This is a genomic window from Streptomyces sp. LE64, from assembly GCF_052606915.1.
Genome location: NZ_CP199708.1, coordinates 406,857 through 432,748, shown reverse-complemented (window position 1 = coordinate 432,748; position 25,892 = coordinate 406,857). Strand labels below are relative to the sequence as shown.

The window sequence follows — 25,892 nt, the reverse complement described above, 5'->3', positions numbered from 1 at the left end:
GACCGCTCGCACGGCTGCTTCAGGCAGGCTGTTGGGCCGCCGCGATCCGCTCGCTGCGCAGCGCCTCGTACCAGCGGTCGTCGGTCGGCGGCAGCGCGTTCACGTCCAGGGCCAGCTTCAGCAGCAGATCGGCGACCAGCGGGTTGCGGGCCAGCACCGGACCGTGCATGTACGTGCCGAACACAGTGTCGTTGTACGCCCCCTCGGTACCGTCCCCGGTGCCGTTGCCCCGGCCGATCCGCACCCGGGCGAAGGGACGGGCGGACGGCCCCAGGTACGTCACGCCCTGGTGGTTCTCGAAGCCGGTGAGCGGCGGCAGCCCCAACCGGGAGTCGATGTCCCCGAGCACGTCGCCCACGCAGCGCTCGCCCTCGCCGCGCACCGTCTTGACGTCCAACAGGCCCAGACCCGGCTCGCGTTGGCCGAGGTCGTTGATGAACTCGTGCCCGAGGATCTGGTAGCCGGCGCACACCGCGAAGACGATCGCCCCGTTCTCCACCGCCCGCGGCAGACCGGCGTCCCGGCGCAGCCGCTCCGCGGCCAACCGCTGCGGACGGTCCTCGCCCCCGCCGATCAGGTAGATGTCCCCCGAGGTCGGGATCGGCTGGTCGCTGCGGACGTCGATCCGGGTGACGTCGAGCCGCCGCTGACGGGCCCGACGCTCCACGACCAGGGCGTTTCCCTGGTCGCCGTAGGTGCTGAGCAGGTCCGGGTAGATCCAGACCAGACGCAGACTGCTTTCGCTCATCCTCAAAATCCTTGGCTCAAAGGCCCATCGTGCGGGGCGGGCGTGCGGGAACGCGGCTCGGTCGGCCGGTCAGTTGCCGATGCGGCGGCGCAGGTCCTGGAACGCGGTGTAGTTCGCGATGACCTCGATCCGACCCGGCGGGGCCATCTGCACCGCCTGGTCGACCGTGTCGCAGACCTGGAAGCTCTGGCCCGCCACCTCCAGCCGCACCGCGAGGTCGAGCTTGCGGTCCCCGATGACGAAGATCGGGTGCCCGGTCAGCCGCGTGTAGTCGACGTCCCACAGCCAGGAGGTGTCGGTGCCGTCGGCGCCGCGCGCGTTCACGGACAGGATCACCGGCGTCGGCGGCGGGTCGATCAGCGAGAAGGTCTCCAGCCAGCCGGCCGGGTTCTTCGCCAGCAGCAACCGCAGGTCCCGACCCGCGAACTGCACCACGTCGTAACGGCCGGCGACCGCCTGCACCTGGTACATCCGCTCCAGCGCCACCTGCGGCGGCACCCCGAAGACCGCGACGACCGCGGCCGAGGTCGCCGCGTTGGCCTTGTTGGCGCGGCCCGGCAACTGGAGGTGGATCGGCCAGGCCGAACCGTGCGGGTCGAGTACGTAGTCGCCCTGGAGCACCCAGCTGGGAGCGGGCCGGCGGAAGCCGCACTCGCCGCAGTACCAGTCGTCGCCGGGGCGCTGCATCACCCCGCCGCAGGACGGGCAGGACCAGGCGTCGTCCTTCCACATCTGGCCCGCCGCCACCCAGATCACGTTCGGCGAGGAGGACGCCGCCCACACCACCAGCGGGTCGTCGGCGTTCGCGATCACCACGGCCTTGGTGCCGGCCAGCCCCTCGCGCCAGTGCTCGGCCAACATGCGGGTCTCGGCGGCCCGGTCCAACTGGTCCCGGGAGAGGTTCAGCAACGCGATCGCCTTCGGCTCCACGTCACGGGCCACCCCGGACAGGTACTTCTCGTCCACCTCGATCACGCCGTACCGGGCGTCCGAGCCGCCCGCGAGCGCCGAGGTGATCCCGGCGGGCATGTTCGCGCCGAGCGCGTTCGACACCACGGGCCCCGCCGCGCGCAGAGCCTCCGCGATGAGTCGGGTCGTCGTCGTCTTGCCGTTGGTGGCCGAGACCAGTACCACGTCCAGGTGCTGGGCGAGGCGGCCCAGCAGCTCCGGGTCGAGTTTGAGTGCCACCCGGCCGCCGATGACCGATCCGCTGCCACGGCCCGCCGCGCGCGAGACCGCCGCGGCTGCCTTGCCCGCCGTCACGGCCAGCTTGGCTCGTGGCGACAGCGGGTCCGGGGTTGCTGCCATCGTTCTGCGTCCTCCTTGCGTACGGCGCCGCGCCTGCACCGGCCTCGATGCCCTCAGCCTATCGAGATGTGGTCACCTGCCCGAACCACGGCACCGCCCGGGAATGGGCGGGTGTGGTGAACGTACCCTTGCCGGCATGCCGCACCGCACCATCCCGGGAGCCTCCGGGCGCGTACGCCCCCTCGTCCTGCACGGCGACGCCGTACTGCGCGCCCGCTGCGCGGAGGTGACCGACTTCGGGCCACCCCTGGCCCGGTTGGTCGACGACCTGTTCGCGACGATGTACGCGGCGCGCGGGGTGGGCCTCGCCGCCAACCAGGTCGGCGAGGCGCTGCGGGTGTTCGTCTTCGACTGCCCCGACGACGAGGACGAACGGCACCTGGGGCATGTGGTGAACCCCACGCTCGTCACCGCCGACGGAGTCACGGTCAGGGGGCCCGAGGGCTGTCTGTCCCTGCCCGGACTGGAAGCGGGCACCGAGCGGTTCGACCACGCCGTGGTGGAGGGGGTCGACGTGCTGGGCGAGCCCGTGCGCATCGACGGCACCGGGTTCTTCGCCCGCTGCCTCCAGCACGAGAGCGACCACCTCGACGGCGGGCTCTACGTGGACCGGGTCACCGGTTGGCGGGCCCACCGGGTGCGGCGTGCGGTGGCGCGCGGGCGGTGGCGCGGTTAGCCGCCGTCGCCCCCCGGCGTCAGAAGCCAGGGCCGGCGACCCGGTCGCCGGCGGCGGCCAGCCGACCCCACAACAGGTCCGCCAGGGACCTGACCAACTCGGCACGGGAGCAGGGGCGTTCGCTGAGCCACCAGTCCCCTGCGGTGTGCATCATGCCGATGACGCCGTGCCCCCACACCCGGGCCAGCCGCTCCCCGTCGGGGCCCAGGTCGAGCCGCTCCTCGATCACCCGGGCCAGTTCCTCGCCGAGGCTGTTCAACAGGGGGGCGCGGTGGCCGCCGGCCACCGGGCCGCTCTCGCCCGGGTGCATCAGGAACCGGTACACCTGGGGGCGGGACTCGATCGCGTGGAAGTAGGCGTCCAGGGTCGCCTCGATCCGCTCCCGGCGCCCCACCGGAGCGTCCAGGGCGGCCCGCAGCGAGGCGAGCAGTCCGTCCGTGTGCCGCTCGGCCAGCGCCGCGTACAGCCCGCCCTTGTCGCCGAAGTGGCGGTACAGGATCGGCTTGGTGATGCCGGCCTCGGCGGCGATCGCGTTCATCGATGCCCCGGGGCCGTCCCGGAGCACCACCCGGTCCGCGGCCTCCAGCAGCTCGTACCGCCGCCGCTCGGCCGACCGTTGCAGATCGCCCCGATGCGTGGTCTCCATGACCCTTGCTCCCCACCCCGTCGGACTCCTTGACGCCAGCGAAAACTAACACCCCCGGCGGGGCGGGCCGCCGGGTTCCGCGGCCCGGGCGGGGCGGGCGCCCGGGCGAGGTCACCCGCCCGGCACCTCGTGCCGGCCGTGCCGCAGCGGCGTCAGCTGTTCGATGTCGTAGCGGGCCCGCAGGTCCGCGATCGCCGTGGCGTCGGGGGTGCCGCCGGTCGAGAGGATCTCCAACAGCTCCTCGAAGTACCGCTCGTGGTCGGGGGGCGGGGAGGACTGGAAGAACATCCTCGCCGGGGTGTCGGTCGGATTGGCGAAGGCGTGCGGACACCCCGGCGGCACCACGATCACGGTGCCCGGCTCGGCCCGCACGACCCGCCGCCCGCCGGGGGACTCCCACCGCTGCCAGCGGTCGGCGGTGCGCACCTTAGGCTCGAAGGCCAACACCTCCAGCTCGCCCTCCAGCACGTAGAACAACTCCTCGCTGCGGGAGTGCACATGGGCGCCCACGTCGAAGCCGGGCGGCACCACGACCTCGAAGGTCGACGCCACCTGCGAGTGCTCCCCGGTCACCTTGAAGGTGACGTCCTGGGCCGGGGTCAGCACCCGCTTGCCGTGGCCCGGCGGGACCAGCAGGCCCTCCGGCGGGATCAGCGCGGTCATCGGTGTTCCTCCCGCCGGCTCACCAGGTCACCGGGAGCGCCTCGGGTCCCCGGATCAGGGCGCCCTTGCGCCAGGGCACCTCGTCGGGCGGCACCGCGAGCCGCAGCCCGGGCAACCGGTCGACCAGCGTGGACACCATCAGCTCGGCCTCCATCTTCGCCAGGATGCCGCCCACGCAGTAGTGCGGGCCGTGCCCGAAGGACACGTGCGGATTGGGGCTGCGGTCGAAGTCGATCCGGTCCGGTTCGGGGAACACCTCGGGATCGCGGTTGGCCGCCAGGTACGACACGTACACCGGCTCGCCCCGGCGGATCAGCACCCCGCCGACCTCCACGTCCTCCAGCGCGATCCGGGACAGTCCGACCGCGCTGCGGTGCGGGATGTACCGGATCAGCTCGTCGATCGCCTGCGAGCGCACCGCGGGCTCCTCCCGCAGCCGTCGCCACAGCTCCGGCCTGGTCAGCAGCAGGTAGAACAACTGGCCGGTGTTGTTGGTGACCGCCTCGCCGCCGATCTGCACCAGCACCGCGAGGCCCACCGCCTCCTCCTCGCTCAGCTCGCCCCGACCCACGGCCGCGCCCAGCAGCCCGACCACGTCCTCCGAGGTGCTGCCCCGCCCGGCCCGCACCAACTCGGTGAACTGGGCCACCATCGCGTCCTTCGCCCGCTCGCTGACCTCCGCGCCGTTGGACGAGGACAGGATGAGCTGGGTCCAGGTGTGCATCCGCTCCCGGTCCTGCGCCGGCACCCCCATCACCTCGCAGATCACCGCGATCGGGAAGGGGGCCAGCACCCGTTCGGTGAGGTCCGCCGGGGGGCCGTCCCGCAGCAGCCCGTCCACCATCGCGTCCAGGCTCCGCTGGGCGTGCTCCCGGATGCGTTGCACGCCCCGGGCGGTGAAGGCCGCGGTGACGGCGCGCCGCAGCCGGGTGTGGTCCGGGGGGTCCGCGAAGCCGACCGCGCCGGGCACCGGGATGAAGTGCGGTGCCAGCCGGGTCACCTGGCGCCCCACCACCTCGGCACGGCTGAACCGGGCGTCGTTGGTCACGGCCCGTACGTCGTCGTAGCGGGTCACCAACCACGCCCAGCCCTCGCCGTTGGGGAGTCGGATGCGGTTGACGGGGCCCTCGCGCATCAGCTCCGCCAGGACCGGGTCGAAGTCCACCGCGGTCAGGTCCAGCGCGGGCCAGAACCGTACGGGGGGCAGGGTGGTGGTCGTCGTCTCGTCGGTCATGCCGATGGCCCTCGTCTGTGGTGTGTGTGGGGGGTCTGTGGGGGCGGTGGTCCGTGTCGCGGCCCGGCGCGCACGCGCGCCGGGCCGTCCGGCCGCAGGGGAGGCGCCGGTCAGGCGAGGGCCTCCCGGGGCACCTGGACCGTGGAGGCCAGCGGTTCCTTGGCGCTCACCCAACGGCCGAGCGCCATCTCGGCGGTGATCCCCGGCCCGAAGCCCGCGAGCAGCCCCCGGGCCCGGTGGGTGGCGCCGCCCTCGTCGAACAGGCGGCGCAGCGCGTCGAGCACCACCGCACTGGCGATGTTGCCGTACTCGGTGAGCGTGGCCCGACTGAACCGGAACGCGTCCGAGGGCACCTGGAGGAACTTGCTCAGGTCGTCCAGGATGCGGGGCCCGCCCGCGTGGACGATGTAGAAGTCCAGGTCGGTGGCGTCCCAACCGTGGACGTCGGCGAGTTGCTTGAGCGCCGGGGCCAGGGGCTCCATCGTCGCCGGCACCCGCTTGTCCAACAGGAAGTGGAATCCGGTGGCCCGGACGTCGTACGCGATCCAGTCCTCGGTCTTCGGGATCAGGTACGAGCCGTTGCGCTCCAGGGTGACCCCGGTGCCGCCCTTGCCGCGGACCACGGCCGCGGCGACCCCGTCGCCGAAGAGGCCGTTGGACAGCAGGGAGCCGATCCCCAGGTCGGTCGGCTGGTAGCAGAGCGAGCAGAACTCGCACGCCACGATCAGCGCGTTCGCCTCGGGGTAGGCGGTGCAGAAGTCGTGCGCCCGGTTGATGGCGGCCCCTCCCGCCGCGCAACCGAGTTGGGCGATCGGTATCTGCCGGGTCTCGCTGGAGAACGACATCTCGTTGATCAGCCACGCGGTCAGCGAGGGCATCATGAAGCCCGTGCACGACACGTAGATGATGACGTCGATGTCACCGGCGCGGAGTTCGGCGTCGTCCAGCGCGCGCCGCACCACGGCCGGCACCCGCGCCTTGGCCTCCGCCTCGTACAGCTTGTTGCGGTCCTCGAACCCCGGGTGCTTGAGGGTCTCCTCGATGGGCTGGACGATGTGGCGGGTTCGGACGCCGGTGTTCCGGATCAGCCGCAGGGCCAGGGGGAGCTGCGGGTGGTCGGCGTGGCGACTGCTCGCCAGCGCCAGCGTCTCCTCCATCGTGATGATGTGCTCGGGAACGGATACAGCGGGTCTGCACAGGGTCGCCATGGCGTGCCTTCCTCGCCCCCTCCGGACGGAGGGTGGTCCATCCACGATGACCCGCGGCGGCGGGGATATCGCGTCGGACTACTCCAGACCGGGGGTGGCGGCACGGCGGGGCGGGGGACGGGACCGGCCCCGGGCGCCCGGCGGGTTCAGGAGGCCGTGGCCGTCTGGTGGGCGATGCAGGCCACGTCGATGCGGTCGGCGAGCTTGGCCAACTCGATGGCCAGCGCCGCCACCGTGTCCTCGTCCAGTTCGGGTCCGCCCCGCTCCACCAGGTGGAGCCAGTGCGCCCCGATCCCGCGCAGCAGCTTGCTGACGTCCGCCGCGGCCACGTGCAGGCTGCCGTGACTGTCGATGATCACGGGGGGCGTGACTTCCCGGCCCACTGGTTCCTCCCGGGGACGACGACGCGGGGATCGTAACCGCCCGTGCCCTCGGGCCCGCCGCCCCCGCGCTCGTCCGGCAGCGAAGTTAGGCCGGTCAGGGGCCCTGCCACACCGTCGTGATGTTGCAGAACTCGTGCATGCCGTGCCCGGACAGCTCGCGACCGTACCCGGAGCGCTTGACGCCCCCGAAGGGGAGGGCGGGGTGCGAGGCCGTCATCCCGTTGACGAACACCCCGCCGGCCCGCAGGTCGCGGATGAACCGGTCGACCTCCGCGGCGTCCCGGGTCCACACGTTGGAGCTCAACCCGAACGGCGTGTCGTTCGCCAGCGCCACCGCCGCGTCGAGGTCCGCCACCCGGTACAGGGTCGCGACCGGCCCGAACGCCTCCTCGTGGTGGATGCGCATCCGCGGCGTCACGTCGGCCAGCACGGTCGGCTCGTAGAACCAGCCGGCCGCGAGCGCGGGCGGACGGCGCCCGCCGCACAGCACGGTGGCACCGCTCTCCACGGCCTCGTCCACCAACTCCTCCAGGTCCGCCCGGCCGCGTTCGGTGGCCAACGGACCGACGTCGGTGGCCTCGTCCAGCGGGTCGCCCACCCGCAGCGCCCGCATGCCCTCGACGAACCGCTCGGCGAACGCGTCGAAGACCTCCTCGTGGACCAGGAACCGCTTGGCCGCGATGCAGGACTGGCCGTTGTTCTGCACCCGGGCCGTGACCGCGACCCGGGCGGCCCGCTCCAGCTCCGCCGAGGGCATGACCACGAACGGATCGCTGCCGCCCAGCTCCAACACCGTCTTCTTGACCTCGTCCCCGGCGACGGCCGCCACCGCCCGGCCGGCCGGCTCGCTCCCGGTGAGCGTCGCGGCGGCCACCCGCGGATCGCGCAGCACGCCCTCCACGGCGTCCGAGCCGATCAGCAGGGTCTGGAAGCACCCTTGCGGATAGCCGGCCCGACGGAACAGGTCCTCCAGGTACAGCGCCGTCCGGGGCACGTTCGACGCGTGCTTGAGCAACCCCACGTTCCCGGCCATCAGAGCCGGCGCGGCGAACCGCACGACCTGCCAGAGCGGGAAGTTCCACGGCATCACCGCGAGCACCACCCCCAGCGGGCGGTACACCACCCGGGCGCTCGCGGCCCCCGCATCGGCCACGTCCACCCCGTCCGGCACCTCGTCGGCCAGCAGCCCGTCCGCGCGCTCCGCGTACCAGCGCATGGCCTTGGCGCACTTGGCGGCCTCCGCCCGGGCCTGCCCGATCGGCTTGCCCATCTCCACCGTCAGCACCCGGGCGATCTCGGGCCCGTCGTGGTCCAGCAGGTCGGCGGCGCTGTGCAGCAGTCGGGCGCGCTCGTACAGCGGCAGCAGCCGGAACCGCTCGAACGCCTCGGCGGCGGCGACGAGCTTGGCCTCGACGCCCTCCGCGCCCAGCACCTCGAAGGCCGCCACCTCCTCGCCGGTGGCCGGATTGACCGTCGTCAGCCGCTTGGGGGACATGGGGGACCTCCTGGTGGGGGAGCGGTCCTTCGACCTTCCCCCGGCCCCCTCGGCCCCGCAACGCGGCACGGGCGCGGTTCAGCCCTCCAACGCGGCGGCCAACCGGTCGACGAACGCCCGCTGCCCCTTCACCAGGGCCTCCCGAGCGGCATCGAGACCGAACCAGGCGACGCGGTCCAGCTCAGGGAAGGTGCCGGTCCGGCCGGAGCGGGGCGGCCACTCCATGGTGAACGTACCGGGCACCACGTCCGCGGGGTCCAGATCGGCCTCGACGGCCCACACCGTGACCACCTTCCCGCCGGCCTGGACGGTCTCGCCGAGCGCCACCGCGGTACCGGCGGGCGGCGCCAGCCCCAGCTCCTCCCGGAACTCCCGGCGGGCCGCCTGCCACGCCTCCTCCGGCGGTGCGTACTCGCCCTTCGGCACGCTCCACGCACCGGCGTCCCTGCCCGCCCACCACGGGCCGCCCATGTGCCCGAGGAGCACCTCGGGGCCGGTGGGGCGGCGGCGGAAGAGCAGCAGCCCCGCGCTGCGTCTGGTCATGCGCCCAGTGTCACCACGATCGGCGCCCGCGGCCAGGCGCGCCCGCCCGGGCGGCTAGGGCGACCCGGCCGTCCCGTGCGGGGCACCGAGGGCGAGCACCGCCTCCACGGTGTCGGCCTCCCGCGCCGTCTTGTCCTCCCGGTAGCGCACCACCCGGGCGAACCGCAGGGTCACCCCGGCCGGGTACCGGGTCGACCGCTGGAGCCCGTCGAAGGCGATCTCCACCACCAACTCGGGCCGCACCCGCACCAGGTGTCCGTCGTCGCTCACGGCGAGCCCCCGCAGCCGTTCGGTCTGCCAGGCCAGCACGGCGTCGGTGAGTCCCTTGAACGTCTTGCCCAGCATGGCGAAGGACCCGTCCGGGCGGCGCGCCCCCAGGTGCAGGTTGGACAGGGTGCCGGTGCGCCTGCCGTGCCCCCACTCGGCGGCCAGCACCACCAGGTCCAGGGTGTGCACGGGCTTCACCTTCCACCAGGACGCACCCCGCCGACCCGCGCTGTACGGGGCGGCCAGCGACTTCACCACCACGCCCTCGTGCCCCCGCGCGAGCGCCGCCGCGAAGAACGCCTCCGCCGCGTCCCGGGCGGCGCCCGCATCGGCGCCCGGGTCCACCACCGTGCGGCGGACCCGGGCCTCGGCGGGCACCAGACGGGCCAACTCCGCGTGCCGCCGCTCCAGCGGCAGGTCCAACAGATCGCGGTCGTCCACCACCAGGACGTCGAAGAACACCGGGGTCAGCGGGACCGAGCGGGCCGCGGACGCCACGTCGGACCGTGCACCCACCCGGCCCGCCGTCTCCTGGAAGGCCCGTGGCCGGCCCGCCTCGTCCAGGGCGATCAACTCGCCGTCCAGGACGCACCGCTCACCGGGGAGCTCCCGCACCCGGGCGACGAGTTCGGGGAGCCGCGGGGTGATCTCGTCCAGCGTCCGGGTGAAGACCCGCACCCGCCCGCCGTCCCGGTGCACCTGGATCCGGATGCCGTCCAGCTTCTCCTCCACCGCGCACGGGCCCGCGACCCGGTCCACCGCCTCCCCCGCCGAGGGCGCGCTCGCCGCCAGCATCGGCCGCACCGGCCGCCCCACCGCCACCCGGTACGACGCCAGCGCGGCGGGTCCTTCGGCGAGCAGCACCCGGGCCACCTCCGGCAGCGAACCGGCGAGCATCACGGCCCGGCGCACCTCCGCCGCCGGTGCCCCGGCCGCCCGGGCCAGGGCCTCCCCGGCGAGGGCGTCGAGGGCGCCCTGCCGCACCTCGCCCGTCAACACGGCGCGCAGGAAGTCCTGTTCCGGTGCGGTCGCCGCCGCGAAGAGTGCGGTGACCTGCCGGGCCCGTGCGGCGCGCGCGCCGGGCCCGGACACCCCGGCCAGGGAGGTCAGCGCCGCATCCACGTCCCGCACGGTCAGGGACGCCGTGACGGCGGGCTCCACCGGATGCCGCAGCAGGCTCCACCCCACCCCGATCCGGCCCTGCGGCAACCGCCCCGAGAGGTGGCCGATGACCACCGGGACGTCCGCGGGCCCCGCCTGAGCGAACAACTCCGCGAGCAGCGCGACCTTGCCGGACCGGGCCGAGACCGCCGCGACCTCCCGGGACGCCTGGGCCAGCCGGGCGAACAGCATGCGGCCATCCTCCGACCGGCGCCCGCCGCACGCCAGTCGGGCCCGGGCAAGCGCGGCCCGTCTACCAGTCGCCGTCCGCGACCGGTCGGCCGGGGCGCGGGTCGCCGAGCGGGTGGACCTGCGGGGGCGCCGGCGGCTGCCAGGGGGCCTGGTCGTCGCCGAGCCAGTCACCCACCGGCCGGACCGCGCCGAGCGCGTCCGAGGGCGTCAGATCGACCCCGTCCTCGTCGTAGTGGTCGAACCAGGGCAGCCCGGCAGCGGTGTACGCGGCCCGGTCCACCGGGGAGGGCGGCGGTGCCTCCCCGGTGATCCGCTGCCACCGGGACGCCGGCACCAGATGGACGAAGGTCCGCGCCGTGGGGCGGGACGCCCAGTCGGACGGCGGCCGGTCGTCCCGGAACACCTGCTGGCGCATCGACCCGCCGACCCCGACCCCCATGGCGGCGGCCGGCGCGCCCCGCATCGACGCGGCCCGGGCCGCGGGGGCCGCTCCGGGAGCCGGCGGTGCGCCGCCCGCGGCGCCGCCGAACGCCATCGGGGGTGCCTCCCGCCACGCCCGCCGGGCCTGCTCACCGAGCCCGAACGCCTGGAGTTGGACGCCGCCCACCGTCTCCTCGCCGGTCACCTGACCCTCGACCGTGGCCCCCGATCCCATCGGCACGGCCACGAACTGACGGACCGTGCCCCGACCGGAATTGATGCCGTCCAACCAGGGCTGCCGCGGCAGTACCAGGTAGTTCTGCGGGCTCCGGTCCAAGCGGTCGCTCCAGGGCCGCCCGGACACCGCGCACACCTTGCCCACCCCGACCTGGAGGGCCGAGGGCTCCACCGTGCCGGAGAAGCCCAGCCACATCGCCTCGCGCAGGTGCACCGGGAGCATCACCCCGCCCTTGGCCAGCCACGCGGCCGGCACCGTCCCGGGGTGGTCCTCGACGCGGCGGAGGGGGAAGTGGCCCAACCCGGGCGGCAGCGGATGGGTGCCCTGTTCGGGCAGCCGCAGGGTGCGGACGAACCGCACCCGGACCCCTCCCAACACCAGTGCGTCCCCGTCGATCCGGGCGGTGCTCGTGCCCACGCCGGCTCCCTCCTGCTCGTTCGCCCCGTCCGCTGCGGTGGAAAGGGGTCCCTGCGGATACCACGAACGGCGGGCCCGCCCGGTTCCGCCCGCGTCGGTGGGGCCACGGCCTCAGCGGTACGCGCCGCGCCCGCCTCCGAACCGGTCGACCTGCATCCGTTGCCCGTCGGGCAGCTCCGGTTTCAGGTCGACCTGGACCTGATGGGTCACCTGACGGTCCACCGCGCCCCCCAACTCGGCGGTCACCACGCCGATGCGGACACCGCCGCCGGCGGTGCCCGAACGGTGGATCTGGACGGTGAAGGTCAGGTTCACGTTCTCCACGGTGAAGCCGACTTCCTGGCCGCGGGCCTGCGCCCGGGCCTCCTCTAGTTCGCCACGGATCTGGCGGATGACCTCGGCTAGTCCCACGAACCCCAGTTCTTCCGCCAACTCTGGTTCCTCCCAGGCTTGTTGATTCTTTTCGACAACAAGTATGCGGCAGTGGGAGGCGCCCGTATAGTGTCGATATGGCTGCTGGCGGGGGAGTCCGGGCCGCCTCGTTGATGGAGACGCCCAGGTGGGCGGTTCGGCTCCGGAGGGCGAACGGCGACATCGTGGGGACCGGCATTCTGCTGAGCCCGGACCGGGTCCTGACCTGCGCTCACGTGGTGGATTCGGCGAACGGGCCGATCACCGCCGAGTTCGTCGGCGCGGCGGCGCCCGACGTTCCCTCGGTCCCGGCGCGGGTGGACGAGGGCGCCTACGTGCAGGAGGACCGGGACCTCGACGGCGATCCCGGTGGCGACCTGGCGTTGCTGGAGTTGGAACGGCCCAGACCGGCGGCGGACGCGGTGCGGCTGCACCGGCTCTCCTCCCGCCGCGAGGTGCGGATGTACGGCTTCCCCCGCGGACACAACGGCGGCATCTGGTTCCGGGCCCTGGCCGTCGGCGGCTGCGGCCGCGACGGGCAGGTCCAACTCGCCCCGACCGTCCCCGGCGAGGTGGCCGGCCCCGGATTCAGCGGCGCCGGGGTCGCGGACGGCACGACCGGTGAGGTCTTCGGCATGGTGCTGACCCGCCACCCGGACGGGCACTGCTTCATGGCCCCGGCCGAGACCATCGTCAGGCACCTGCCCCAGGTCCAGGCGTTCACGGTGGGCCCGACCGCGGTCGACGACCGGCTCAGATCCACCGGCGACGACGTCTCGGCGGACCTGCTGGACGAGCCGTTCGCCCAACGCCTCGCCGAGTGGCTGCGCGACGACGGGCGACAGGTGAAGATCAGCGTGGTCGGCCCCGACGACCGGGCCCGGGCCGCCACCCTGCGCCGTGCGGTCTCCCTCGCTGACCGGGAGCGCCCGGCCGCCGCATCCGCGCCCCGTTCCTCCTGGGGACCGCCCGCCACTGTCCCCTCGATCGGCGGCTACGACCTGGCGGTGGACGCCGCCGGACTGGAGTGCGCCGAGATCGCCGGACGGATCGCCGGCCGCCTGGGACTGCCCCCGTGCCCGGAGGGCTCCGTCAGCGCGGCGCTGCGGGCCGCCCGCAGCACCCTGGACCTCGTGGTCGTCGGCGTGGACGAGGCGGTGGACCCGTCGGACCTCCTCGACCTGCTGGAGGTGCTGCGCGCCGGCGGCAGCCGGTTGCTGCTGGTCTTCCGCACGGCCGGCGTCGCGTACCTCCGAGCCCGGGAGGAACTGGTCGTCCGGCCCGCGCGGGAGCGCCGGGCACGACTCGTCGAGCGGCTGGAGGAGGTCACCGGCCCGCTCGCCCGCGCCCTGCACCAGCGGCGGGCCGAGGTGCTGCCCCACGGCCTCCGGTCGGTCGACGCCTACCTGGTGGCCGCCCACGCGGCCCTCGCCGACCTCACCCGGACCCCGGACGACCCGGCCCGGCTCCCGGACCTGGCCCGCTACGAGCGGCTGGCCGAACGGGCCGCCGCCGGGCTGAGCGCGCACGCCGAACGCCTCGACCTGCTCCGGGAACGCTGCGACGAACTCGGAGGACGCCTCCGCGGCTACCGCGTGCTGCACCAGCACGCTGCCCAGGGCGTGGAGGACCCCGCGGTGGATGCCCTCTACCTGCGGGCGCACGCCCTGCTCCAGACCAGGCCCTGCGACGTCCGGGAGGCCGAGGCCGCCGTCGCCGCCTACACGCACCGGGTGGACGGCACCGACGCGTCCGCCCGGGACCGGGGCGGGGCGCCCCGGTGAACGGCGGCGCGCCCTGCGCCAGATCCGGGTGCCGCGGCGGGCACCTGATGGTGACCGGGTTCTGCGACACCTGCCACCGCCGACCCGCCGCTCCCCGAGGGCGGGGCGTCCCTGAAGCCCCGGCTCCCCGGCGACCCCGGCAGCCCCCGCGCCACCCGCAGCCCTCGCGGGCCGCCCCGGCTCCGGCCGGCGGCGCCCTGGACCGCGACGGCCTGCCGGTGCTGCCCCGGTTGGACCCGCCCGGCGTGTCGGAGGCGGCCGACACCACCGCCCGGCGGCACACCGGTGGCCGGCGGTGCGGCGTGGACAACTGCGTCGGCACCATCGGGGTCTCCTACGACCAGGACCCGGCTCCGGACCGCGGATTCTGCCCGCAGTGCGGTACGGAGTACTCGTTCCGGCCGAAGCTGCGGCCGGGCGACCTGGTCGGCGGCCACTACGAGGTGCTCGGGTACCTCGCGGTGGGCGGCCACGGCTGGATCTACCTGGCCGGGGACACCCGGGTGCCGGGTCTCCACGTGGTGCTGAAGGGACTGATCAACAACGGCGACGCGGCTGCCCGCCGGGCCGCCGTCGAGGAGCGCCGTTCCCTCACCACGCTGCACCACCCCGACATCGTCCGCATCATCACCCACGTGTGGCACCGGGGACCCGGGGACCGCGAGGACACCGGCTACATCGTGATGGAGTACGTCGGCGGGCGGTCGCTCGCCTGGCTCAGGGACGCCTCGGCCGGGGAGGTGGCCCGGGTGCTCGGCGGGCCCCTGGAGTTCGGGCACCTCGTCACCTACGGCTGCATGATCATCGGGGCCCTGGAGTACCTCCACGACCAGGGCCTGCTGTACTGCGACATGAAGCCCGAGAACGTCATCCACTACGGACGGCGGATCAAGGTCATCGACCTCGGGGCCGTCCGCCGGCTCGGGGACCGCACCTCCACCCTGACGTACACGCACGGCTACCCGCCCGACCGCAAGGAGCTGGACGAGCGCGGTTTCCACGTCGACAGCGACCTCTTCACCGTGGCCAGGACCCTCAGCTCCCTCGCCGCGCGCGCCACCCCGCCCGTCGGCCTCGCCGCCCGCTCCTTCGACGTGCTGATCCGTCGGGCCACCCACCCGGACCCGGGGGCCCGCTTCGGTTCGGCCGCCGAGATGTCCCGGCAACTGTGGGAGGTGCTGCGCGAGCACCTGGCGCTGAGCGGCCACGAACCGTACCCGGAGAGGTCGACCCGGTTCGAGCCGAGCGCGGTGCTCCTGGGCGCCGACCTCGGCACCGCACCGGAGCTGGGCCACTGGACCCGCCGCCCCCCGTCCCGACTCCCCGAACTGCCCGTCGCGGCACCGGAACCCCGCCGGGCGGCAGCGGCGCTGCCCGTACCCCTGCCCGACCCCGCGGACGAGGCCGCCGCCCTGCTCGACGGCCTCGCCGCCGATACGCCGGACCGGATCGTGGACCGGGCCCGGAGCGACCCGCGGCTGGCCACCGCGGAAGCGGCGCTGTGGCTCTGCCGCGCCTATCTGAGCGTCGAACGGACGGATCAGGCCGCCTGGTGGGTGCGCACGGCCCGGGAGCGCAGCCGCGACTACGACTGGCGGATCTTCTGGCACCGCGGACTCGTCCATCTGACGCGCGGCGAAGTCCGGGCCGCCGAAGGCGAGTTCACCGCCGTCTACCATGCGCTTCCGGGCGAGTGGGCGCCCAAGTTGGCCCTCGGGTACTGCGCGGAGTTCCAGGAGGACACCGGCACCCCGGGCACCGGACCGGGCGGCCCGGGACAGCGGGTCGTCACCGCCGCCGAGTACTACGAGGCGGTCCGCCGACGGGACCCGGCCCAGGGCAGCGCGGTCTTCGGCCTGGCCCGCATCCATCTGCGCCGGGGCGAGCGGAGCCGCGCCCGCGCCGTCCTCGACGAGGTGCCGATGACCGCACGCCATTACGACGCCGCGCGCCTGGCGACGGTCCGGCTGCTGGTCGGCCGGCTGCCGGACGGGTCCGGGCCCGGTGCCGCCGAGCTGACGGAGGCCGACCGGAGGCTGGCGGGGCTGGCCCTGGCGGAGGGAACGCGCCGGCGGCTCGTCACCGAACTGCGGGAGCAGGCCCTCGCCGCCCGCCCTCCCGCCGGATGGGGCGCCGACTTCCCCGCGGGCGACCGGTTCGGGCCCGAGGACACCCCGGCCGCCCTGGCCGCCGGACTGTTCCGCTCGTTGCGGGAACTGGCCGACCAGGCGGGCAGCGCGGCCGAGCGCGGTGCCCTGCTGGACCGTGCCTACGCGGTGCTCCCCGAACCCTGGGGCCCGCGCCGCCGACGACGCGCTGCGCGCGGGCGCGACGGGACGGCCCCGGCCCGGGCGGACCGGGGGACCCGTGCGGGCCCGGAGGAACACGACGACCCGTGAGGACGAGGAGTGTGGTGCCAGTGGACCCCGGAGCGCCCCCGGCGACCGAGCGACCCTCCGTGCGGTTGGCGGTCAACCAGTGGAAGTACCTGTCCGCGACCGAGCCCCACCCCCGGATGCACGTCATCCTCAGCGTCCAGGTAACCGGGACCGGGGGCGATCGGCGCACCCCGCTGCTGGCCCAGGTGCTGGTCGTGGACTGCTCCGGTTCGATGTCGCAGGAGAAGATGCACGCCGCCCAACGGGCGACCGCGGCGGCGATCAGGAAGCTTCCCGACGGCACCCCCTTCGCGGTGGTCCGGGGCGACGGGGACGCCACCGTGGTCTACCCGGACACCGGGGGCACGGCCCGCGCCGACGACCACAGCCGCAGGGCCGCGGAACGCGCGGTGCGCCGACTGGTCGCCGGCGGCACCACCTGCATCGGTGCCTGGCTGGACCTGTCCCGTCGGCTCCTGGCCGAGCAGGACGCGCCCATCGGCCACGTCCTGCTGCTCACCGACGGCAAGAACCAGGACGGCGACCGGATGCCGCTGGCCGAGGTACTGGAGGGCTGCGCGGGGCGGTTCGTCTGCGATGCCTGGGGCATCGGCGACGGCTGGGACGGGCGGGAACTGCTGCGCATCACCAGCCGGCTGCACGGCAGTGCCTCCGCCGTCCGCGAGGAGGCGTCCCTGCCGGCGGCGTACGAGGAGCTGATGGACCGTCTGCTCGCCAAGACCGTGCCCCGGCTGGACGTCCTGGTGACCCCGATGACCGGGACCGTCGTGCGGTACCTCAAACAGGTCCACCCCACCGAGGCGTGGCTGCACCCCGAGGGCGGGGCCCACCGGTTCGTGACCCGAGCCTGGGGCGACGAGACCCGCCGCTACCAGCTGTGCCTGGACGTCGACCCCGCGGGCCGGCCCCGACACGAGGACCTCCAACTCGCCGTGGTCGCCCTCGACGCGCCCGACGTCACCGGGCTGCTCCTGCCGCAGCCGCAGCCCTGCGAGGTGCACTGGACCGAGGACGCCTCGCTCTCCGCGCACACCGACGCCCACGTGGTCCACTTCGAGCAGCACCAGCAGCTCGGCGAGGCGGTCGCCGCCGCGACCGACGCACACCGCCGCGGGCAGCCGGACCGGGCGGCCGAGTATCTCGGCCGCGCGGTCCAGATCGCCGAGGCCATGGGCGCCCGCACCCTCCTGCGGAGGCTGTCCGAACTGGTGGACCCGGGCGCCCCGGCAGGGCCGGTCCGGTTGCGCCCCGGGGTGACGACCCCCGACTTCGAGCACCTGATCACCGCGAGCAGCCGCAGCACCTTCGGACCTCCCTCCGCCGGGGCCACCGCCGTCCCGCAGCTCACCACCGCGGCCCGTACGACCTGCGCCGACTGTGCCCGCCCGGCACCGGCCACCGCGCGGTTCTGCCCCTCGTGCGGCCATCGCTTCCCGGAGCAACGACCATGAGCACCACCGGCCGGGAACTCGTCCGCGGACTGCGGCTGTTGCTGGCGCTCGGCGTCATCACCACCTTGGTCCTCCTCTTCGCCTACCGGGGGGTCCACGACGACACGGTGCCGCTCGCCTCGTCGAGCGCGCCCGGTGTGCTCGCCGTCGACACCGCGCACCACGCGCTCCGCGCGGCGCACCGGGCGATCCGCGACGGCGGGCCGCGGGGCGACCTGAGCTCCGAGTTCCACACCCAGGTCTCCGTCGCCCACCAGAGCCTGGCGGTGGCTGCCTCGAAGAACGTGCTCGGCGTGGCGGGCCGGCACGACCTCCAGACGGTCACGGGCCTGATCTCCGTCTACTCCCACTGGGTGGAGCGGTGGGGCAAGGAGGAGCACGGGGCACTGGGCACCGCGTACCTGCACTACGCGGAACAGGTGCTCGGCTCCCGCCCCGTCCCCGCGGGCGGGGACGTGATGAGCCGTCTCGCGGCCCTGCGCCAGGGACAACTCGACGAGGCGGAGCGCCAGGCCGCGTTCACCCGGCCGCTGCGGCTCGGCTGGGGCGCCGTCGCGGTGCTGTACTGCGCACTGCTCCTCGTGCTCCTGCGCACCCAGCGGTTCCACCGCCGCCGCTTCCGGCGCGCCGTGCAGCCGCAACTGCTCGTCGCCACGGCCCTGTGCGCCCTCGGCGTCCCGGCGCTCGGCTGGATCACCCTGTCCGCGCAGCGGGCGACGGCCGCGGCACTGGAGGAGATCCGGGTCCCCGCGGGGCGCCCGGACGGGGTGCCGCTCGCCGCCGACCGGGTGCAGGACCTCCTGGCGGGGGCGGACCGCTGGCAGTCGCTCTCCGCCGGGGTGTTGTTCGCCGGGGGCGCGGTGGTGGCGCTCGCGGTGTGGGCGCTCTGGCCGCGGATCGCCGAGTACCGGTGGAAGGGGCCCCGATGAGAAGACCCCGCCCGCGCACGCTCGGCATCCTGTGCGCCTGTCTCGCCCTGCTGGGCCCGGCCGTGGTCGCCGAGGTGCGCGGGGCGGTCGGCTGGCGGGGGTCGGTGACGCTGCTCGCCGGTTGGAGCGGTGAGGAGCGCGAGCAGTTCGAGGAGCACGTCGTCGAACCGTTCGAGAGGACCCACCGGATCGACGTCGTCTACCAGGGCAGTTCCGCGTTGAGTCAGGTCCTCGCCGCCGACATGGCGGCCGGCAACCCGCCGGACGTGGTGATCCTGCCCGGGCCGGGCGAACTGCTGAGCTACGCCCTGGACGGCAGGCTCCACCCGGTGGACGACTTGTTCGACGCCGGACACTACGACGACATCTGGGTGCCCGAGGTGAGCGTGCCGGGCCGCCCGGGCCGCCACGCCTTCTGGCTACCGGTCAAGATCGGCCTGAAGAGCATGGTGTGGTACGCGGGCGAGCGGCCCGCCGCGGGGGCGGCGGGCGACCGCGAACGGTGGTGCCTGGGCATGGAGTCCGGCGCGACCTCCGGTTGGCCCGGCACCGACTGGGTCGAGGACGTCCTGCTGCACCAGGCCGGCCCCCGCACCTACGAGAAGTGGGCGAGGGGGGAACTGGCCTGGACCGATCCCGCCGTGCGAAGGGCGTGGACGACCTGGGGCGAACTGGTCGGTGCCGGGGAGGAGCACGTCCGGCCGGCGCTGACGACCGCGTTCGGGAAGGAGTGCCCGGCCGGGAACCCGGAGCACCAGGGGGCCTTCCGCACCGACCACTGGCGACGCAAGGGCGGTGACTTCGTCCACTTCTCCGAGGTGCTCGGCGGGGCCGGCCCCCGCACCAGGGCGTGGAGCGTCTCCGGCGACCTCGCCGCCCTGGTGAACCCGACCGAGGAGGGCCGGCAGCTGATCCGCTACCTCGCCGACCCCGACACCGCGCTGCCCGAGCACCGGGCGAACGAGGAGGCAGCGCCGGAGGGCGACCGCGACGCCACCCGACGGAGGATCGCGGGCATCCTGCGCGGCGCACCGGGCCAGCCCCGCTGCTGGGACGCCTCCGACACGATGTCCCGCGCCCTGCGGGACGCCTTCCACCTGGCGGTCCTGCGTCACCTCGTCGACCCCGCGGAGCTCGACGTCCAACTGGGGCGACTGCAAAGGCTCCAGCAGCTGGGCGGCGGGCACGATCTGCCGGTGTGCAGCCACGACTGACCGCGGCGACCCGGGCGTTCGCCACCCACGGGGCCCCTGGGACCCGAGCGCCCCACCGTGCCCGATGGTGACCTCGACGCGACCGTGCGTAACCGGTCACTTTCCTGCCCGCCCCGATCGGCGCGCACGTTCCTGGCCAGGGCGGGTATCAGTCAACTCTGCGCACGCCATGACCGTTTCCGGCTGCTTTCGTGGCTGGGCGGTGCACGGCCGTGTGAGCTGGTCCACACTGTTCCCCGTGGTGGGAAGCACTCCTGATGAGTCCACGAGCTTCGTCGGACGTACGTCCGAACTGGCCCGATTGGTCGATGCGTTCGCGGGGCACCGGATCGTGACCCTGACCGGCCCCGGCGGCGTCGGCAAGTCCCGGCTTGCCCTGCACGCCGTGACCACCGGAGTCCTCGGCCCTCCCGAGGCGGTGGCCTGGGCGGACCTCTCCCCCCTCCAGGACGAGCGCCTGCTCGCGGCCACCGTCTCCGACGCCTCCGGGCTCGCGGACCACACGCCGCGGATGCCCGCCGACGCGCTGTGCGCCTGGCTGGCCGACAAGCGGATGCTGCTCGTCCTCGACTCCTGCGAACACCTGGTCGACGCCTGTCGGGACCTGGTGGGCGACCTCCTCACGGCCTGCCCCGGCATCACGGTGCTGGCGACCAGTCGTCAGCCCATCGGCATCCCGGGCGAACTGCGCTTCGAGGTGGGTCCGCTGCCCCGCGACGGCGACGCGCTCACCCTGTTCGTGGAGCGGGCGCGGGCCGCCGTCCCGGGCATCCGGCTGGACGGGCCCGGGGAGGCCGAGGCGGTCGCCGCGATCTGTCGACGCCTCGACGGCATCCCCCTGGCCCTGGAACTGGCTGGCGCCCAACTGCGCGAGGGCAGCGTCGGCGAGGTGGCCGAGCGCCTGCACACCGCGCTCTCCGTGCTGGGCACCGAGGAGCCCGTGCGCCCGGCGCGCCACCAGTCCCTGCGGACCGCCATCGGCTGGAGCCACGAACTGTGCGCCCCGCTGGAACGGCTGCTGTGGGCCCGGCTGTCGGTGCTGCGCGGGACCTTCGACGAGTCCGCCGCCCGCGCCGTGTGCGCCGGCGGCCCCCTGGACGCCGAGGCGGTGGCCCCCGCCCTCGCCGGCCTGGTCGCCAAGTCGGTGGTGTCCCGGCGGGGCAGTGGCTTCCGGATGCTGGACACCGTCCGCGAGTACGGGCGGATGTGGCTGGCCGAACTGGGCGAGGAGAAGGCCGCCGAGGACCGGCACGCCCGCGCCTTCCTCAACCTGGTGCGCCGCGCCGACGACGGGTGGCTGGGCCCGGGCCAGGCCGGCTGGTACCGCAGACTGGCCGCCGCCCACCCGGACGTGTGCGCCGCCCTCGACCACCTGCTGGCCAACGATCCGCACGCGGCCACCGAGATGGCCTCCCGCGTCGGCTTCTTCTGGGCCTGCTGCGGCCACCTCCACGAGGCCCGCGGCTACCTGGAGTCCGTCCTCGCCCAGTACCTCGTGCCCGGTCCCACCCGGACCAGGGCCCAGTGGGCCCTCGGCTGCTGCGCCCTGCTCCAGGGCGAGCACGCGAAGGCGCAACTGCTGGGGGAGCGGTGCGCCGCGGAGGCGGAACGGGACGACGACCTGGAGGGCCGGCGCTCCGCCGCCTACCTGTTGGGCATCACGCACCTGCTCTCCGGCGAACCTGCCGCCGCGGAGCAGGTGGCGGACCGGGCCCTGGCGACCGCCCCGGACGGACCGTTCGCCTCCGCTTCGGTGCTCCGCTGCCACCTGGTGCGGATCTTCGCCCTGACCGGGGCGGGGAAGCTGGACCGGTCGGCGCGGGAGGCCGAGCGCCTGCGCCGGGGGTGCGTGGCCCGCGGGGAGTACTGGGCCCGCAACTACACCTACTACCAACTGTCGTTGATCGCCCTCTTCCAGGACCGTCCCGGGGAGGCCGCGGAGTACGCCCGGGCGATGCTCGACGGCAAACGACGGCTCGGCGACAGCTTCGGCATCGCCCTCGGGCTCGACCTGCTCGCCGCCGCCCTAGCCGCGGGCGGGGAGAACGGCCCGGCCGCCCGCCTCGCGGGCACCGGTCTGGCGTTCTGGCGGGCCGTCGGCCACGCCCAGCGCGGCACCCCGGAGCTGGGCCCCATCCGCGAGGAGTGCGAGCGCGCGGCCCGCGCCGCGCTGGGCGACGCGAGCTACGAGCGCGAGTTCCGCTCCGGCATCGAGGAGGACGCCTCGATGGCCCTGGCCCGCGTCGTCCGCGGCGCGGGCTGAGGCCACCGCCCGGCCGGGCGCGCTCACGGGGGAACGGACGTGCGGTGCCGTGCCGTTCCCCCGGTTTCGGCGTTCTGCGGTGCCCCTCCGTGCCGTGTGCACTCGGGAACGGCGGTCGCTCACCCGAGCGAGCCGGGACAGTTCGACCGGACGTTAGCCCATGAGGGTGAAAATCGGTTTGACCATAACTCCAGCCGATTCTCCTGCGTTTCTTCCCATGCGGGTGAGTGCCCGCAGACGATCTGGAAGGCAGGGAACCTATGAAGCGGGTTGCCCGGAATGGCTTGATCGCCGCAGCTGTCGCCGGAAGCGCTGTCGTGGGGGCAGCGCCGGCGTTCGCGGATGCGACGGCTGACGGTGCGGCGGTCGGCTCCCCCGGTGCGGTCTCCGGGAACACGATCCAGCTCCCGGTACACGTCCCCGTCAACGCGTGCGGGAACACCGTGAACGTCGTCGGACTCCTCAACCCGGCGGCGGGCAACACCTGCGCCAACCAGGGTTCGGGCCCGGCGTCCACGGGCTACGGGGAGCAGGCGCCCGGCGGGAACGAGGCCGGCACCAGCACCTCGAACGGAGGCGGAGCCACGGCGGAGGGCGCCGCCGTGGGTTCTCCCGGAGTGGTCTCCGGCAACGGCGTCCAGTTGCCGGTGGACCTCCCGGTCAACGTGAGCGGCAACACGGTCGACGTGGTCGGCATCGGCAACCCGGTCTTCGGCAACCACGCGGAGAACGTCCCCGCGCCGCAGCCTCCGCAGCCCCCGGTGCGCCCCGAGCGGCCGGTGACCCCGAAGCCCGAGAAGCCCCCGGTCGAGGAGCCGGTGAAGCACGCACCGCACACGGAGGCCAAGCCGCCGGTCGAGATCCCCGAGGAACGGGAGCAGAAGCCGGCCGAACCGGCGCAGCAGGCCGAGGAGCGGGCCTCGCTCGCCCAGACCGGTGCCGACCCGCTGGCCCTCGCCGCGCCCGCCGCCCTGGCCCTCCTCGGCGGAACGCTGCTGCACCGGCGGTTCCGCCGGCAGCGCGAGAGCTGAGCCGACCCGCCCGGGCGGCGGGTGGATCCCCTCCTTGATCCGCCCCTCCCCGAGTCACGGGCCCCGCCGCGGCCTTCCTCCGCGGCGGGGCCCGTGGCCGTCGTCCGGCCGGCCGTCAGCCGTCCCCGGCCGAGGGCGGGGCCGGGGTGCGCGGGCCGGGCTCCAGGGGAGGGCAGTTGGCGGCCATGTGGGAGCGGCACTGCGGCTCGGGGGCGTCCCGCAACCGGGGCTCCACCGTCCTCGGCGGGATCAGGAGCAGAGCGGTGAGGGAGCCGAGCAGGAAGAGCCCCGCACAAAGGAGGACCGCGCGGTGGAACGAGGTGTTCACGGCGTTCGCCGAGGTGTAGGCGTCCCCGGAGAGGCCCACCGCGAGCGGTAGGGCCGCCACCACCAGGAACTGCGCGATCCGCGCGGCGGTGTTGTTGACCCCGCTGGCCAGCCCCGCCCGCGCCGCCTCGACGGAGGCCAGCACCGTCGCCGTCAGCGGCGCGACGAACAGGCTCATGCCCACGCCCAGCACCACCACGGCCGGGAACACGTCCGCGAGGTACGACGAACCCGGGCGCACCCGCAGCATCAACAGCACTCCGGCCGCCGCCACCAGCGGGCCGGTCACCAGGGGCAGGGTGGGTCCCACCCGCCGGGTCAGTTCCCCCGCCCGGGCCGAGAGCAGCAGCATCAGCACCGTGATGGGCAGCGTCGCGGTCCCCGCCTCCAGGGCGTTCCAACCGAGCGCGGTCTGCAACTGCACCGGCAACAGGAACAGGATGCCGCCGATCGCCGCGTACAGGCACAGGGTCATGACGTTGGTGGCGGTGAACAGCCGCGACCGGAAGATCGACAACGGCAGCATCGGCGCCGCCCTGACCCGCTCCACCAGGACGAACACCACTCCCGCGAGGACCCCGCCCGCGGCGGACAGGGCCACGACCGCCGGGGACGTCCCCCCGGAGGCGTCGATGAGGGCGTAGCTGACACCGGCCAGGCACAGCGCGCCGAGACCCGCCCCCAGCAGGTCGAAGCGTTCCCCCGCGGCACCCGGGTCACGGCTCTCCGGAACCTGCCACAGGGCGAGCGCGATGACCACGACGGCCAGCGGCACGTTGATCAGGAAGATCCACCGCCAGCCCGGGCCGTCGATCAACCAGCCCCCCAGGAAGGGCCCGAGCGCCCCCGCCACCCCGGTCAGTCCCGACCAGGCGCCCACGGCACGGGACTGGTCGTCCGGGTGGTACGTCGAGCGGACCAGCGCCAACGACCCGGGGGTGAGGAGGGCCCCGCCCACCCCCTGGAGGGCCCGGGCGGCGATCAGGGTGGCGTCGTCGGGGGCGATGCCGCACAGCACCGAGGCCACCGCGAACCACACCACCCCGATGACCAGCGTCCGCTTGCGGCCGATCCGGTCACCGAGCGCGCCGCCCCACAGGAGCAGGGTCGACAGCGTCAGCATGTAGGCGTTGACCACCCATTGCAGCCCGGACAGGGAGGCGTTCAGGTCGCGGCCCATCCGGGGCAGGGCCACCGTGACCACGGTCCCGTCCAGCATCGCCATCCCGGAGGCGAGGACCACGCACGCCAGCACCCAGCGCCCGCGGGCCGAGGACAACCGGACGCCCGGGCCCTCCGCCGGCGGTTCGACGGCCCCGGAACCGCCCGCCGACGCGCCCCGACCGCCGGCCCGGACGTCCGGCTCGGGACCCGGTTCCGCCTCCGCACCCATGCCTCGCGCTCCGGCGGGCGGTCAGTCGCTGACCCGGCTCCGGCCGGCGTACAGCAGATCCCGGTACTCGGGGTGCCGGGCGATCCAGCCGGAGTAGAACGGACACACCGCGAGCACCGAGGTCCCCGTCGCCCGAGCGGCGTCCAGCGAAGCGCGCACCAGCGCCCCGCCGATGCCGCGCCCCTCGAACCCGGGGTCGACCTCGGTGTGGACGAAGGCGACCAGTTCCGCGGTGCGGATGTACTGCGCGAAACCCGCGAGCACCTCACCGACCCGGGCCTCGTACCGCTGCCGCTCCGGTGCGTCGACGACGGTGACCGTCTCGGCTGACTCGCTCATCGGGTGGCCCTCTCCTCGGATTCCGCGGTGGAACCAGGGTGACCCGTCCGGGCCCGCGGCGCGAGCCGGACGTCCGGGACGGGTCGGTGCACCGGGCCGGGTCAGCGGGCCCGGTTCAACTGGCGGTCCGCCCCGCCCTGGGTCCCGTGCCACCAAGTGGTCACGGGGTCGTACACCGTGACGCGGTTGGTGCCGCTCACCGTCCGGGCGGTGAAGGACGTGCCCCGGTGCCGCTGCTCCGTGATGACGTGCACGGTCCGCACGGTCCGGGCGAGCGGATCGGCCGGCCGCTTGATGGTGCGGACCTTCGCGTGCGCCGTCGCCCCCGCCGCCAGGGTGTAGGTCCGGCTGGTCGCGGACGACACCGGCTGCGCGGCACCGTCCAGGTTCCCGAAGGTGATCGTCGGAACGCGGTCGATGCGGCAGGCGCGGACGTCGTCGTTGCGGACGGTGAGGCGGAAGACGTGGGGCTTGTCGGTCTTGGCGACCTTCAGCTTCACCTTGGCCTCACGACAGGCGGGAGCCGCCTGGGCCTGCTGCGGGGCCGCGGCGGCGAGCGCCGGGGGCAGGGCGAAGGCGAGGGAGGCGGCGACGGCCGAGGCCGCGAGGAGGGAGCGGGTACGCATCTTCTGGTTCCCCTGTTCGTCGTGCGGTGCGTCGGGAGGGGGAGCCGCCGTACGGCGCGGAACGTTCGATCCGTCGTCCGAGCGCCCCGGTCCGGGCGGCCGGTCCCCTTCGATGTGTGGGGAGAC

The 25,892-nt window shown here is 74.4% G+C and carries 23 protein-coding genes; 8 read left to right on the top strand and 15 right to left on the bottom strand.

From position 1 onward, the window contains the following. Positions 1-19 precede the first annotated feature (19 nt). A complete protein-coding gene (locus ACSMX9_RS01850; RefSeq protein ID WP_351244862.1) occupies positions 20-748 on the bottom strand; it encodes a type 1 glutamine amidotransferase in 729 nt (242 codons plus the stop codon). Between the two features lie 69 nt (positions 749-817). Further along, positions 818-2,056, bottom strand: coding sequence for a MurT ligase domain-containing protein (locus ACSMX9_RS01845; protein ID WP_351244860.1), 1,239 nt, complete (start codon positions 2,054-2,056; stop codon positions 818-820). A 136-nt stretch (positions 2,057-2,192) separates the two neighbouring features. Between ACSMX9_RS01845 and def the strand changes: the two genes are divergently transcribed. Continuing rightward, a complete protein-coding gene (gene def, locus ACSMX9_RS01840; protein WP_445399413.1) occupies positions 2,193-2,732 on the top strand; it encodes a peptide deformylase in 540 nt (179 codons plus the stop codon). 19 nt (positions 2,733-2,751) lie between these two features. Here def and ACSMX9_RS01835 read toward each other — a convergent pair whose 3' ends face one another. The 10 genes from ACSMX9_RS01835 to ACSMX9_RS01790 form a co-directional block, all read right to left on the bottom strand. After that, on the bottom strand, positions 2,752-3,378 hold the full coding sequence (locus tag ACSMX9_RS01835) for a TetR family transcriptional regulator (protein ID WP_445399411.1): 627 nt from the start codon (positions 3,376-3,378) through the stop codon (positions 2,752-2,754). 111 nt (positions 3,379-3,489) lie between these two features. Continuing rightward, on the bottom strand, positions 3,490-4,041 hold the full coding sequence (locus ACSMX9_RS01830) for a cupin domain-containing protein (RefSeq protein ID WP_445399409.1): 552 nt from the start codon (positions 4,039-4,041) through the stop codon (positions 3,490-3,492). Positions 4,042-4,060: 19 nt separating this feature from the next. After that, positions 4,061-5,275: a cytochrome P450 gene (locus tag ACSMX9_RS01825; protein WP_445399407.1), complete on the bottom strand. Its 1,215-nt coding sequence runs from the start codon at positions 5,273-5,275 to the stop codon at positions 4,061-4,063. Positions 5,276-5,385: 110 nt separating this feature from the next. Continuing rightward, entirely contained in the window at positions 5,386-6,483 is a 1,098-nt protein-coding gene (locus ACSMX9_RS01820) for a type III polyketide synthase (RefSeq protein ID WP_445399405.1), read from the bottom strand. 146 nt (positions 6,484-6,629) lie between these two features. Next, positions 6,630-6,866, bottom strand: a complete 237-nt coding sequence (locus ACSMX9_RS01815) for a DUF6213 family protein (protein ID WP_445399403.1) — start codon at positions 6,864-6,866, stop codon at positions 6,630-6,632. A 94-nt stretch (positions 6,867-6,960) separates the two neighbouring features. Beyond that, positions 6,961-8,361, bottom strand: a complete 1,401-nt coding sequence (locus ACSMX9_RS01810; protein ID WP_445399401.1) for an NADP-dependent succinic semialdehyde dehydrogenase — start codon at positions 8,359-8,361, stop codon at positions 6,961-6,963. Positions 8,362-8,439: 78 nt separating this feature from the next. Beyond that, the gene (locus tag ACSMX9_RS01805; protein WP_445399399.1) at positions 8,440-8,904 is read right to left on the bottom strand and encodes an NUDIX domain-containing protein; all 465 of its coding nucleotides are present in this window, start codon (positions 8,902-8,904) and stop codon (positions 8,440-8,442) included. A gap of 54 nt (positions 8,905-8,958) precedes the next feature. Then, a complete protein-coding gene (locus ACSMX9_RS01800) occupies positions 8,959-10,524 on the bottom strand; it encodes an ATP-dependent DNA ligase (RefSeq protein ID WP_445399397.1) in 1,566 nt (521 codons plus the stop codon). 61 nt (positions 10,525-10,585) lie between these two features. Next, entirely contained in the window at positions 10,586-11,599 is a 1,014-nt protein-coding gene (locus ACSMX9_RS01795; RefSeq protein ID WP_445399395.1) for a hypothetical protein, read from the bottom strand. A gap of 111 nt (positions 11,600-11,710) precedes the next feature. Further along, on the bottom strand, positions 11,711-12,031 hold the full coding sequence (locus ACSMX9_RS01790; RefSeq protein ID WP_445399393.1) for a trypco2 family protein: 321 nt from the start codon (positions 12,029-12,031) through the stop codon (positions 11,711-11,713). Positions 12,032-12,108: 77 nt separating this feature from the next. Here ACSMX9_RS01790 and ACSMX9_RS01785 point away from each other — a divergent pair, with 77 nt between their 5' ends. The 7 genes from ACSMX9_RS01785 to ACSMX9_RS01755 all read left to right on the top strand — a co-directional run bounded on the left by ACSMX9_RS01785 (position 12,109) and on the right by ACSMX9_RS01755 (position 23,081). Further along, the gene (locus tag ACSMX9_RS01785) at positions 12,109-13,794 is read left to right on the top strand and encodes a trypsin-like peptidase domain-containing protein (protein WP_445399391.1); all 1,686 of its coding nucleotides are present in this window, start codon (positions 12,109-12,111) and stop codon (positions 13,792-13,794) included. Positions 13,795-13,841: 47 nt separating this feature from the next. Next, positions 13,842-16,193, top strand: a complete 2,352-nt coding sequence (locus ACSMX9_RS01780; protein WP_445399389.1) for a tetratricopeptide repeat protein — start codon at positions 13,842-13,844, stop codon at positions 16,191-16,193. A 14-nt stretch (positions 16,194-16,207) separates the two neighbouring features. After that, positions 16,208-17,644, top strand: coding sequence for a VWA domain-containing protein (locus ACSMX9_RS01775; RefSeq protein ID WP_445399387.1), 1,437 nt, complete (start codon positions 16,208-16,210; stop codon positions 17,642-17,644). After that, a complete protein-coding gene (locus ACSMX9_RS01770; RefSeq protein WP_351244830.1) occupies positions 17,641-18,573 on the top strand; it encodes a hypothetical protein in 933 nt (310 codons plus the stop codon). The genes ACSMX9_RS01775 and ACSMX9_RS01770 overlap by 4 nt, the downstream gene beginning before the upstream one ends. Next, positions 18,570-19,787 (top strand): ABC transporter substrate-binding protein, encoded by a 1,218-nt coding sequence (locus ACSMX9_RS01765; protein WP_445399385.1) that lies wholly within the window; start codon positions 18,570-18,572, stop codon positions 19,785-19,787. Before ACSMX9_RS01770 ends, ACSMX9_RS01765 begins: the two co-directional genes overlap by 4 nt. A 238-nt stretch (positions 19,788-20,025) precedes the next feature. Then, positions 20,026-22,050, top strand: coding sequence for an ATP-binding protein (locus ACSMX9_RS01760; protein ID WP_445399383.1), 2,025 nt, complete (start codon positions 20,026-20,028; stop codon positions 22,048-22,050). A 260-nt stretch (positions 22,051-22,310) separates the two neighbouring features. Then, complete coding sequence (locus ACSMX9_RS01755; protein WP_445399381.1) at positions 22,311-23,081, top strand: chaplin; 771 nt, start codon at positions 22,311-22,313, stop codon at positions 23,079-23,081. A gap of 115 nt (positions 23,082-23,196) precedes the next feature. Here the strand turns inward: ACSMX9_RS01755 and ACSMX9_RS01750 are convergent, their stop codons facing one another. The 3 genes from ACSMX9_RS01750 to ACSMX9_RS01740 form a co-directional block, all read right to left on the bottom strand. Next, positions 23,197-24,801, bottom strand: coding sequence for an MFS transporter (locus tag ACSMX9_RS01750; RefSeq protein WP_445399379.1), 1,605 nt, complete (start codon positions 24,799-24,801; stop codon positions 23,197-23,199). Between the two features lie 21 nt (positions 24,802-24,822). Further along, complete coding sequence (locus ACSMX9_RS01745; protein WP_351244820.1) at positions 24,823-25,140, bottom strand: GNAT family N-acetyltransferase; 318 nt, start codon at positions 25,138-25,140, stop codon at positions 24,823-24,825. A 101-nt stretch (positions 25,141-25,241) separates the two neighbouring features. Next, a complete protein-coding gene (locus ACSMX9_RS01740; protein ID WP_445399377.1) occupies positions 25,242-25,766 on the bottom strand; it encodes a DUF4232 domain-containing protein in 525 nt (174 codons plus the stop codon). Positions 25,767-25,892: the final 126 nt, after the last annotated feature.